The 12,224-nt window shown below is 43.1% G+C and carries 9 protein-coding genes; 4 read left to right on the top strand and 5 right to left on the bottom strand.

Going from position 1 to position 12,224, the window contains the following annotated elements; genetic code table 11:
* The 5 genes from VF500_RS07755 to VF500_RS07735 all read right to left on the bottom strand — a co-directional run.
* A partial coding sequence (locus VF500_RS07755; RefSeq protein ID WP_330859127.1) for a beta-galactosidase family protein occupies positions 1–1,736 on the bottom strand: 1,736 nt, incomplete at its 3' end.
* A gap of 74 nt (positions 1,737–1,810) precedes the next feature.
* Complete coding sequence (locus tag VF500_RS07750) at positions 1,811–3,397, bottom strand: RagB/SusD family nutrient uptake outer membrane protein (protein WP_330859126.1); 1,587 nt, start codon at positions 3,395–3,397, stop codon at positions 1,811–1,813.
* A gap of 10 nt (positions 3,398–3,407) precedes the next feature.
* Positions 3,408–6,755: a TonB-dependent receptor gene (locus VF500_RS07745; protein WP_330859125.1), complete on the bottom strand. Its 3,348-nt coding sequence runs from the start codon at positions 6,753–6,755 to the stop codon at positions 3,408–3,410.
* A gap of 217 nt (positions 6,756–6,972) precedes the next feature.
* On the bottom strand, positions 6,973–8,112 hold the full coding sequence (locus VF500_RS07740) for a FecR family protein (RefSeq protein ID WP_330859124.1): 1,140 nt from the start codon (positions 8,110–8,112) through the stop codon (positions 6,973–6,975).
* Positions 8,113–8,176: 64 nt separating this feature from the next.
* Positions 8,177–8,746, bottom strand: coding sequence for an RNA polymerase sigma-70 factor (locus VF500_RS07735; RefSeq protein ID WP_330859123.1), 570 nt, complete (start codon positions 8,744–8,746; stop codon positions 8,177–8,179).
* A 340-nt stretch (positions 8,747–9,086) separates the two neighbouring features.
* On the opposite strand from VF500_RS07735, the gene VF500_RS07730 reads away from it, so the two are divergent.
* From VF500_RS07730 to VF500_RS07715, 4 genes are all read left to right on the top strand, one after another.
* A complete protein-coding gene (locus VF500_RS07730; protein WP_330859122.1) occupies positions 9,087–10,265 on the top strand; it encodes a metallophosphoesterase in 1,179 nt (392 codons plus the stop codon).
* 134 nt (positions 10,266–10,399) lie between these two features.
* Entirely contained in the window at positions 10,400–10,672 is a 273-nt protein-coding gene (locus VF500_RS07725; protein WP_330859121.1) for a hypothetical protein, read from the top strand.
* Positions 10,669–11,439 (top strand): Ku protein, encoded by a 771-nt coding sequence (locus VF500_RS07720; protein ID WP_330859120.1) that lies wholly within the window; start codon positions 10,669–10,671, stop codon positions 11,437–11,439. The genes VF500_RS07725 and VF500_RS07720 overlap by 4 nt, the downstream gene beginning before the upstream one ends.
* Position 11,440: 1 nt before the next feature.
* Complete coding sequence (locus tag VF500_RS07715; RefSeq protein WP_330859119.1) at positions 11,441–11,845, top strand: hypothetical protein; 405 nt, start codon at positions 11,441–11,443, stop codon at positions 11,843–11,845.
* Positions 11,846–12,224 lie beyond the last annotated feature (379 nt).

Here is a 12,224-nt window from a genome sequence, read left to right as displayed (position 1 = left end):
TTGTTCTCTCCTTTTTGAAGCCAGTTAGCAGGGCAATATAAATGAAACTGCGGACCTACATTCCAGTAACGACCAAGGTTATGACCGTTAACCCAAATCACACCTTTTTTGAAGTTGCTCAAATCGAGATAGGTATCTGCTACCGTCTTCAAATCAAATTTCCCTTTAAAAAATGTGCCGTCATGAAAATCTTTCACATCTATAGATTTAAGCGAGGTTATGAACTGATCGTCCATGGGCAGTTTATAAATTTCCCAGTTGGTAAGCGTCATACCCTCTAACGTAACCCTATCGGTTATGCCTTTACGATCTATCATATACTGTGCAAAATTGATATGCCCCATGTTCTCAACCAGGATATCAAGCTGTGGGTCTTTCACATCCGAAGCTGGTAATTTAACCGTCCATTTGCCGCCATCACGGTAAACTGTATCCACCAGTTTGCCATTCAGCAGTACCAGGGCATAATCATGCGGTTCTGTAATGGTAAGGGTTCCGCTTTTGCGGCCTATTAGTTTTGTCCGGTATAAAATAAAGCCGCTGTACTGTCCAAGGGCCTCCATTGGTACGGGCTGAGCCGATTTAACAGCTGCAGGCAATTCGTTCCAGATCGTATTAACGGGCCTCACATCAAAAGCAGCAACTTCCGTTACCGATGTTGGCTTTGGAACGTTTGGAATTTTATACTTTACATATTTGGCAATGAGGTTACGTAAGGCATAGTATTTTGATGTGGCTTCACCGCGCTCGTTAACCGGGGCATCATAATCATAACTGGTAACATCCGGCTGAAACTGTACAGGGCTAAAGGCATTGGCCCCGGCATTAAACCCAAAGTTAGTACCGCCATGGATCACGTATAAATTGAATGATTTTTTATGCTCAAGCAGGTAAGTAACTTCTTTTAATATGCCGTCATTGCCCGGCTTTTGCCATTTCTCTTTCCAATGGGTTAACCAACCCGGATAACTTTCGCTGCTGAACGATGGTACATCTGGATTTTGTTTTGTTGCCTGATCAAAATCGGCATCACTTGAACCGCTGTCCAGCCCTATCGCTGCGCCATCCACGCCGCCGGCTTCCAGCATAAACGCGGTTGGGCCATCAGCAGTATAAAAAGGCACATTAATACCATTTTCCACCCAAAGGTTCTTTAGTTTAGCTATATATTCACGGTCATTAGCGTAGCTTCCGTATTCATTTTCAACTTGAACCATGAGTATAGGGCCACCATTGGTGCATTGCAGGTCACGTACCTGCCCAGATAATACATTTACGTATCTTGTAACTTCGGCCATGTAACGCGGATCCATACACCGCAGTTTAATATCCGGTATGGTTAACAGGTACGGAGGCAAACCGCCAAAATCCCATTCGGCACAAACATAGGGACCGGGACGAAGCAGTACCCACATCCCCTCTTCCTTACACATGCTTATAAATTCGGCTATGTTCCTGTTTTCTGTTTTAAAATCAAATACACCTTTTTGCTGCTCATGATAATTCCAGAAAACGTAAGCGGCTATCGTGTTGCATCCCATGGCCTTAGCCATCTGGATGCGCTGCCTCCAATACATTTTAGGTATCCGGGCGGGGTGCATCTCACCGCTAATGATCTGAAAGGGTTTACCATCAAGCAAAAAATCACTTTTACCTAATGAGAATACATGTTTTTGCTGCGCACCGGCAATACCGGATGTTAAAATTACAAGAACGAACAGGAGGATCTTTTTCATTATGAGTGCAATATAAATTAATCAGTATACTTAAACGGGAAGAGCAATATAGCCCTTCCCGTTCAATTTTTTATTTACCAGCCCGGATTTTGTACCAGCTGTTTGTTCAGATCGACCTCATTTTGAGGGATAGGCCACAGATAATCACGGTTTGCATTAAACTGCCTTTTTTCAACAAGGATATGCTGCCCATAATCGGCCCTTGACGAATTAAAATAATTAAGGATACCGTAGGCATTGCCGGGCATTACAGTTTCGGCTGTTTTCCACCTGCGGATATCAAACAGGCGGTTATCCTCCATCGGAAATTCAACGTGTCTTTCACGCCTTACCGCTGCCCGTAACTGCGCTTGTGTTGCGGCCTTTGCAGCTGTTAATGCAGGCATATTAACGCCTGCCCTTTGCCTTACTTTGTTAATGGCATCATAAACCGACTGATCTATTGTGCCTGCCTCTATCATAGCTTCCGCATAATTCAGTAATACTTCGGCATATCTTATCAAAACAATATCGTTTGATGAATTGGCATCATAACTTCCGGATATTACCGTCGGGATGTATTTTTTATAGTAGTAACCGCTAAATGAAGCATTGTTTTTTCCCAAAGCATCAATTGAATTTGTGTTGGTGATATCAATAGTATTACCATTAACTACCGAACCCGGAACAACAACAGTCAATTTAAGCCTTGGATCGCGGTTATCAAATGGTTTTGCAGCATTGTACAATGGTGAATTATCAATGGTGTTACCATCTGTACATTCATAATCATCAACCAGTTTTTGCAGCGGCACCACCTGCGACCATCCGCCTACTGTAGGCCCGCCAACCCAGGTTGCAGTTCCGTTGGCATAGGTATTGGCAATGTACTGTCCGGCAAGGATTATCTCAGGACTATTTTTATTGGTACCATTAAATAAGCTCAGGTAATCGCCGTCTATGCTGTACTGGCTTAAATCCATCACTGCTTTTGCAGCGACAGCAGCTTCTGTGTATTGCGCATTATAAAGCAATACCCTGGCTTTTAAAGCTAAAGCGGCGCCACGGGTTATCCGGCCCTGATCGGCAGCGGCATAAGTAAGCGGCAGGTAACCGGCAACGGTATCCAGTTCGGCAACTATAAATTTGGCTACCGAAGCTTTAGGCGTACGTGCCACATCAAATTCGCTGATTGCCTGTACGTGAGTAACCAATGGAACATCGCCATACATACCAATCAATTGCTGATAAGCGTAGGCCCTTAAAAAGCGCGATTCACCAATGAGACGCTTACGCATATCGTCGCTCATGCCGGTTACTTTATTGATGTTATCAAGTACGTTATTGGCTGCGCCGATCATGGTATAAAAGTTTGACCAGTAGTGGCTAAACACCCCGTTACTTGCAGTACCGGTTCCGTTGCCTGCGTATTGTATATCATCGGGCCAGTTACTCCATGAATAACTGTCGTCTGTACCGCATGACAGGAAGATTCTGTCGGTAAAATCGCCAAGATAACGGTATATATTGTTCACCGCCTGTACGGCATTGGTTTCAGTTTTCCAGTATGTTGTACCGGATGAAGCATCTAATGGTTGTTTATCAAGCAGGTCTTTTTTACAGGCCGAAAACGCCACAGCTACAACAACCAGCATTAATATTATATGTTGAATCTTTTTCATTTCTGTTCCTTTAAAAATTTGCGTTTATACCAAAGGTGTAGGTTTTAACCTGCGGATAGTAGCGGTTATCATTTGGCGATTCAGGGTCGATATCGCTTGGCAGGTTACTGAAGGTGAATATATTTTGTCCTGAGACATATAACCTTAGTTTTGATAAGCCCAGCTTGCTGATGAGCGCCGGTTTAAGGCTGTAACCTAACTGCATACTTTTAACCCTTAAATATGATCCGCTTTTGATCCAGAATGAAGAGGCCTGGTAATTTTGAGTTGAAGTAGTTAACCTTGGATAAGCGGCGTCGGTATTTGTAGGTGTCCAGCTATCTTCCTGGATGGCTTTGAAGTTACCATCAGTGCTTGTTGGTGCCCTTTGCATTACTAAAGTACTTACATCAACTTTACCAACGCCTTGCAACAAGGTCGAAAAGTCGAAGCCTTTATAGCTTGCGCCTAAGTTGAAAGCGTAAGTATAACGCGGGATGTTGCTACCTAAATAAACGCGGTCTTTTGAATCAATAACACCATCGCCGTTCTGATCTTTATAGATCAAATCACCGGCCGAAGTACCCGCGGTTTGGGTTGCATGTGAAGCTACCTGGGCAGTCGACTGAAAGATCCCCTCAACCTGGTAACCGTAGTAAGAGCCAATCGGTTTTCCTGTTATATAGCCAAAAGTGTTATTGTTATTATCTGTTGTCAAATAATCAGTACCCTTTAGGTCGGTGATCTTATTTTTCACATCAGAGATATTGCCACCTACCGAATATTTAAAATCAGAACCGATAGTGCCTTTATAATTTACACTAAACTCATAACCCTTATTGTTCATGCTGCCCGCATTTTGGTAAGAGGCAGTAAAACCTACTGTTGATGGAATAGGAAGAGCGTATAAGATGTTATCGGTAGTTTTGTTATAGTAGTCAAAAGTAAAGGTCAGCTTGTTATCCAAAACACCTAAGTCAAAACCGATATCGGCCATCTTGGTGGTTTCCCAGGTAAGGCCATTATTTACATAAACACTTTGGCTGGCTGCTGTATTCAGCGTACCGCCAAAAGGATAGCTATTGTTGTAGCTAAAGGTTGACTGATATGGGTAGTTAACCACTGCGCTTGTTGTTGAAAGCGGGTTATCGTTACCTAACTTACCCCAAGAACCCCTTATTTTCAAATCCTGGATACCGGAAAAATCCTTCATGAACTCTTCTTTGGCAAGGTTCCAACCTGCAGAGAATGACGGGAACCAACCGTAGTTTGATCCTTTAGGAAAACGTGACGATCCATCCCTGCGGATGTTTGCCTCAAACAGGTACTTGTCGTCGAATGAGTAATTTAATCTTCCGAAATAAGATACCAACAGGTATTCGGTAGAAGTGCCGCTATTGGTAGAAGTGCTGGCCGAACCTGCATTGATCTCAGACAGGTCGCCGTCAGGGATATCTTTTCTGAAAGCTGTAAGGTAATCATAGGTTTCGCTCAACCTTGATGCACCTGCTAAAAAGCTAAAGTTATGTTTGCCTAATGTTTTCTTGTAATTGATCAAGCCCTGGTAATTCTGAAACCAATAGCCTGTATATTCTTTAGTGATATCATTCTGGCCTACGGTCAGCGTGTTTTTTGTATCATACTGAATATAGTCAAATGCTTTATTGTGCAAACTGTTGTATGAGCTCTGATAGTTATCAGATGCAGTACCGGTAAGGGTTAAGCCATCGATAACCTGGTAGTTCAGTTTGAAGTTGCCGATAAACAGGTTCTTTTTATAATCATAAAGACCGCCTTCATCCTGAAGCCTCAAAGGATTTTGTCCGCCGCGTAGCGTAGCCCAGGTGCCATCCGTGTATTTGTCAACACTTAAAGGGTTGGCTATAGCTGCCTGGCCAAATTGGTACCATGCCGAGCCAGCAACACCTTGTGGTTCCTGTTGTTTGGATATATTGGCTGATATATCTGCACTGAAATCAAGGCGTTTGGTGATCTTGGTATCCGTATTCAGCCTTACAGTAAGCCTGTCATAATTCATATTTTTGATCAAGCCGTCCTGGTTAAAGTAGTTGGTAGAGAAACGGTAGGTATTTTTTTCACCGCCGCCCGATACCGACAGACTGTGTTCCTGCTGGAAACCGCTGCCTGTAAGGATCTTTTGAAGCCAGTAGTTATCCGGATATAAATTCTGATCGCGGTTTGGATTGTTATATTCAGCAATCTGGGCGTCAGAATAAACTGCTCCTGAACCTGAGTTAGTGTACATCAGGTTTGCCAGGCGCATAAACTCCTGTGCACCTACAAATTTAGAGATGCGGGTTGGGTTCTGCCATCCAAAGTAATCCGAATAGGTAACCGCTGTTTTACCGCTTGCACCTCTTTTGGTAGTGATCAAAACCACACCATTTGCAGCCCTTACACCATAAATTGATGAAGCCGCCGCATCTTTTAATACCGAAACGGAAGCAATGTCATTGGCATCAACATTATTAATATCGGTTTGAACACCATCAACCAAAACCAGTGGATTGCTGTTGTTCAGTGTACCTATACCCCTGATCCTTATGGTACCCTGATCGCTTCCCGGCTGACCCTGGCTTTGCGTAACTGTAACGCCCGATGCCATACCCTGCAATGCAGTTGATACCTGGCCTACCGGTTTCCAGTTAAGGTCGTTTCCGCTTACAGACGTTACCGAACCTGTAAGGTTTACCTTTTTCTGCGTTCCGTATCCAACCACAACAACTTCGTTAAGCTTGCCCAAATCCGGCATCAATTTCACACTCATCGGCGATCCTGATGTTGCCGGCAATTCGGCTGTAGCAAAGCCTATAAATGAAAATACCAGCACAGCATTACCATTCGGCACTTCTATTTTGAACTTTCCATCTGCATCAGTAATGGCTACTGCCGTGCCGCCTTTTACCTTAACGGTAACACCCGGCAGCGGGAGGTTCTTATCATCAGTAACATGCCCGGTAATAGTAACCGCAGCCTGTACCACTTGTACAGGTTCATTGTTAGTTTTTTCCTGAAGTATGATAGTTTTATCAAGTACCTTATAACTTAAAGAAAGATTATTGAGGCATTTTTCAAGCGTCTCGGACAGCGAAGCCTCATTAAGCTTAACTGTAACTGTTTTGTTTTTTACATCTTTAGAATCGTAAAAAAACACGTATCCGCTTTGCTTGCTAATATTGTCAAGAACGTTCACCAACGAAGTATTGGTTTCGTTAAGATTGATTTTTTGACTGAAAGCTTTGGCGCTACACTGAAGCAGGCCTGCTATTAAAAAAATGGTGGTCAGTTTCATAACCAGGAGGAATTTTTTGGGCAGCCATTTTTTAGACATGGCAATAGAAAAAGCATTATAATTCATACTTTTGATTAGTTTGGGTTAATACACGATTAGGTTCAATTATTCGTATTTCCGGAAACGGAAGGGGTTAACTCAAATACTCGTACCCTGATTGCCGTCGGGGTACGTTTTTTAAATTAACAGCCTTTAAAATGTGCCGCTAAGGCAGGTGATGTAGTTTTCTGTTCATTTTTTCTCTATGTTTTAGTTTATTGATTAAAATATCTGAATGCTATATTCAGGGGGTAATAATTATAGTTTTACCTTGTATCCGGTATTTAACTTTTTTAAAGCTTAAAAGATCAAGTATCTGCGAAGCCTTGACATTGCGCGAGATCCCGCCCGAAAATTCCCGATCAGGAACGTTGCCCTCAAACTTCACATCAACATCATACCAACGGCTAAACTGCCGCATAACTTCATAAATGCTGGCATCGTGAAAATAGAAAAGGCCGTTTTTCCAGGCTATCGCCTGGTCGGTGTTCACTTTTACTACGTCAAGCTTATCTGCATTCAAGCTGGCCTGTTCGCCGGGTTTGATCACTTTGCTGCTGCCGTTATGAGATACTTTCACACTTCCTTCTAAAAGCGTTGTGCTCATTACCTGCTCATCTGCGTAGGAATTGACGTTGAAGTGGGTACCTAAAACCTCCACTACCTGCCCGTTCGAAACTACCCTAAAGGGTTTACTCCTGTCATGAGCGACTTCAAAATAGGCTTCGCCGGTAAGCTCTACCCTTCTTTCGTTACCTTCAAACTGTACCGGGAATTTAAAAGTGGTGGCTGCATTTAACCATACCTTAGTACCATCGGATAAAGTGAATTGATACTGCCCGCCCCGTGGTGTGGCAGCGGTATTAAACAAAGGTTCGGCGGACTGCTGCCCTCCTTGTTTCGATGCATAAGCAACACTGCCATCGGCTGTTTTATTAATAGCAATACCGGCATCACTGGCAACCAGTCCGTTTTTTGCGCCGGAAAGCACAACCTTATTGCCATTTGATAATGTAAGTGTTACTTTATTACTGCCCGGCATCAGATCGGCGGCCGGAGTTTGAGAAGCCGTGGTATTTTGTTTTACCTTATTGTGGCCGGTAAACTGATAAACGCCTATTGCAAGGGCAATAGTTACGGATGCGGCAGCAAGTATGAACCGCCTCCCATAAAGTTTACGCACTTTGTTGCCGCTATGGGCATGTTCGGTTAAACCGGCGATACTTTGCTGCTGATGATGCTTCAGTAGCTCATCGTCAATTTCAGGCGATGGATTACCGGACCGGTATGACAGGTACCATGATTCAACAATGGCTTTTTCCTCTTCAGAAACGTTGCCTTCGTCATATCGCCTTAATAAATCTTCAGGGTAATTTTTATCCATAAGCAGGGTTTATTCCTTTTGATTACGCTAATGACAACCGGGAAGAACCTATGGAGTAGAAGAATTATAAAAAAATTGAAAAAAAGTAGGTGCTGAGTTTCACCTTTAGTATTTTAAGGGAGTTTTGAACCTGCTTACGTACCGTAAGTACACTGATATCAAGCTCGTTGGCAATTTGCTGATGCGAGAGGTATTGTTTGCGGCTCATCTCAAAAACCAAACGCATTTGAGCAGGTAATTTTTCAACCTCAGTTTCAATAAGCTCTGAGAGTTGCTTTAGCCTGATATTGTGATCGGCTTCGGTAGTACTGTTATCTATAAACGCTTGAAGGGAATCAAAGTAATCATACTTCTGCTTATTGCGTTTGTAAACGTTGATAACCCGGTTTCGTACAGCCGTGTAAAGGTATCCAGATAAACTAACGGTAAATTGAATGGTGTCCCTGTTATCCCACAAATAGGAAAAAAGTTCCTGTAATATATCCTGAACCTCGGCGTCATCCTCCAGCCTTTGCAGGGCATGCCTATAGAGGACAGCGTAATACCGGGAGTGTATTTCGGTAAAAGCGTCAACATCGTTTTGTTTCAGCTTAGCTATTAATTCTGTATCGGTGTGCGACCTATAAACACTCATTAACAATTAAAACGGGGTATTCAATTTTCAATATTAAGGAATTATTTCTTAATATGAGGATTATGTTAACACCAATGTGTCATTTTAACAATTAATAACACTTTTGTCCGGCAGGCCCGGTAAACCCCGAAACAATCGATTGAATAGTGGTATATTTCGATGTAATGGCCCTTTCCGTACGGCAATTGCACATTTGTCCTATTTAACCCTCTGGTTACGGGATCACCATAACCGGGGCAGACAATTTCAGTGTACCATTTAAAAATTTTCATTGTCTTAAAATCTTTACACAACCCAATCGTCTGCTTATAGAGATACGCATTTGTATCAACTTATATAAATGGCAAAAAGACTCCCCCTGATCGTACTGCTTTGGCTGGTTAGCGATCTTTATTTTTTTCAGGCGTTAAAAACGCTCACCAATTCATGCATCATTTTACAGTGCTATTGGCTTATTGACCTATTGCTGATAGGAAGCATAGTTGCAGTAATTTTTATACGGCGCGGTTCACGTGTGCAACAAACGCTCATCACCTGGTTGATGGGACTGATGCTGCTCACCTTTGTTCCCCGTTTATTTTCTCTGCCGGTTTTATTAATTGAGGATATGACCCGTTTGTTTAGAGGATTTCCGCCGAGGGCTTTTTGGGTAAGCGAACTGACGATGGCTATAGCCGCCCCGCTATTCCTGATCGTGCTGTTCGGCATTACGCTTGGACGGCACTTTTACCGGGTAAGGCGGGAAACGCTACAGTTCCCCGACCTGCCCGCCGCTTTTGACGGATTTACCATCACGCAGATCACCGATGTTCATTCGGGCAGCTTTACTAATGCTGCGGGCGTTAAAAAGGGCTTAGACCTGGTTAATGCTCAGGGCAGCGACGTCATTTTATTTACCGGCGACCTGGTTAATAATACGGCATCTGAAATGGACCAATGGATCCCCGCTTTTGCCGGTTTGCAGGCACCAATGGGGAAATTCTCGGTGCTCGGCAATCATGATTACGGCGACTACATCCGTTGGGAAACGCCGGAAGCCAAGCAAACTAACCTGGCCCGGCTGAAACAGGTACATACAGAAATAGGGTTCCGGCTATTGCTGGATGAAGCCATCACATTAAAAAAAGACGGCCAATCCATTACCTTATTAGGAGTAGAAAATTGGGGAAAGGGTGGCTTTCACCAATACGGCGACCTCAATAAAGCAACCGCTGATGTACCTGACCAGGCCTTTAAAGTACTGATGTCGCATGATCCCTCGCACTGGGAAGGTGTAACGCTTGATCATCATCAGCACATCCACCTAACGCTTTCGGGGCATACCCATGGCATGCAGTTCGGCATAGAACTATTCGGATTTAAATGGAGCCCCATTAAATATGTTTATAAGCAATGGGCCGGGCTTTATCACAATGCGGGGCGCTTCTTATACGTTAACCGGGGCTTTGGCTTTTTAGGGCTCAAGGGGCGGATCGGGATGTGGCCGGAAGTGGCTGTGATCACTTTAAAACAAAAATAGCATTGGGTTGGTTTTAAGCGCCACCTGTGATTGATATCTGATTTTACAACGATAAACTTAACTCACACAAATACCTGCAATATCTGTCTAAACAATTCGGCATCCAAACAGTTGTAACAAACAGAAGGTCAGCTATGGAAAATTACCCGATCACAATCAGTAAAAACAAGGAGGTGCATTATTTTGAGGTAGGCGAATATGCCCATCATCATGATGAAAAATGCAAGTTCAGGGTATTTGAAAACGGTGTATATGTTGCAAGTTTTGAACCTGACGATCAGCAATTCCTGTATGTATGTCAAAACCCGGGTAAGATTGACGAAGAAATACTTCACCTCCTTGCCGATGAGATCGAGATGCATCATCCACATGGCACCACTAACCATATCACCAAATTAGAGTTATGAGAAGCATCTGGAAAGGTTCCATCGGGTTTGGCCTGGTCAGCATCCCCGTCAAATTGTACTCTGCTGTACAAACTTCTTCCCTTGATCTTGATATGCTGGACAGCCGTGACCATGCCCACATCAAATTTCAGCGGGTGAATGAAAATACAAAAAAAGAAGTACCATACGACAAAATAGTAAAAGGCTATAAATATGATGATGATTATGTGATCGTGGAAGAAGCAGATTTCCAGGCAGCCGCCCCTGAAAAAAACAAAGTGATCGAGATTGAAAACTTCGTCGACATTGCTTCGGTAAACCCTATGCTTTACGAAACCTCTTATTATACCGAGCCGGAAACGAAAAATAATAAAGCGTACGCCCTGCTGCTGGAAGCTTTGAAAAAATCAGGCAAGGCCGGTCTTGCACGCTTTGTATTACGCAATACTGAAAACCTGTGTATTGTACACCCGGTGGAAAAAGCGATCGTCGTGACACGGATCCGCTTCGAGCAGCAGATCAGGGACCAGGATGAGTTAAAGCTCGACGATAAGGTGACTATATCTAAAAAAGAACTGGACATGGGCCTGGCATTGATCAATCAATATGCCGAGCCGCTTGATCTTTCGAAATACAAAGACGAGTATCATACAGAGTTATTGAAACTGATCGAGGCCAAAGCCAAAGGCAAACGCCCAACCATCAAGAAACTCAAACCAAAAGTTTCCAAAAATGATGATCTTTATGAACAGCTGATGAACAGTTTACAAAGTAAAAAAGGAGCATAGCATGACGAACCCTGTACAAACCAGCCTCCCACAAACGGACGGCAGCAAACGCTACGTGATCATAGAACCGGTACTTAAAAAAGATGCTCCCGCGCATCTCCACGAGACCGGTATTTTTAAGATCTATAAGGATGCATTTGGTGATGAAAGCCATTTATTTACCGAGCCCGCAGAAAACGAGGGGCAGGCGGATGACTTGCCCGACGAACAAAACCCCGATTACCTGGGGAAACTTCATTTTTCCGGAAAACACTGGCGTTATGAAGGCAGCGGTTTGAATAACAAAGAACAGGAAACATTGGCAAAATTGATCCGGAATGCTCAATCAGTTGAAGATACAGAAGAGTTCCCCGAAAGTGCCAATCCGCCGGAAGATCTGCCGTTAAACCCCGGAAGCCTGAGTTAAACTACCCGGTAAGATGCTGCACTTCTTTAGTCTATAAAACTCCCATCAAAAACGAGGCTATATCACAAATCAAATTGACCAACCTTAGTGTTATGTTACCTATGAATTGAAATTTAGCCGATAATATTTGTACAAAAAGGGGGTTAACATGTTTTTCGGGCAATTAATAATCAACTATTTGATTATTAATTACATACACGAATACCAACCCTAAATTGTGTTAACCCTGTTAACCCCCTGACCCGTCCGGAAATAGCTATACAGATTTGTGAGTAAATCCTATTCTAACTATACAAGATTCTGTTAATCCTGTATACGCTATACAGGTTCTTTTTTTTAAAGATAGTTATTTAATAACTTGTTGTTTGTTTGCCGGGAC

The organism is Mucilaginibacter sp. (assembly GCF_036383575.1).
GTDB lineage: Bacteria > Bacteroidota > Bacteroidia > Sphingobacteriales > Sphingobacteriaceae > Mucilaginibacter.
This window is presented reverse-complemented; position numbering and strand designations above follow the sequence as displayed.

What these genes read in the sequence shown, in the direction of transcription:
- VF500_RS07750 (WP_330859126.1), bottom strand. Translation starts at nt 3,397, where the DNA reads ATGAAAAAGATTCAACATATAATATTAATGCTGGTTGTTGTAGCTGTG.
- VF500_RS07745 (WP_330859125.1), bottom strand. Translation starts at nt 6,755, where the DNA reads ATGAATTATAATGCTTTTTCTATTGCCATGTCTAAAAAATGGCTGCCC.
- VF500_RS07740 (WP_330859124.1), bottom strand. Translation starts at nt 8,112, where the DNA reads ATGGATAAAAATTACCCTGAAGATTTATTAAGGCGATATGACGAAGGC.
- VF500_RS07735 (WP_330859123.1), bottom strand. Translation starts at nt 8,746, where the DNA reads ATGAGTGTTTATAGGTCGCACACCGATACAGAATTAATAGCTAAGCTG.
- VF500_RS07730 (WP_330859122.1), top strand. Translation starts at nt 9,087, where the DNA reads ATGGCAAAAAGACTCCCCCTGATCGTACTGCTTTGGCTGGTTAGCGAT.
- VF500_RS07725 (WP_330859121.1), top strand. Translation starts at nt 10,400, where the DNA reads ATGGAAAATTACCCGATCACAATCAGTAAAAACAAGGAGGTGCATTAT.
- VF500_RS07720 (WP_330859120.1), top strand. Translation starts at nt 10,669, where the DNA reads ATGAGAAGCATCTGGAAAGGTTCCATCGGGTTTGGCCTGGTCAGCATC.
- VF500_RS07715 (WP_330859119.1), top strand. Translation starts at nt 11,441, where the DNA reads ATGACGAACCCTGTACAAACCAGCCTCCCACAAACGGACGGCAGCAAA.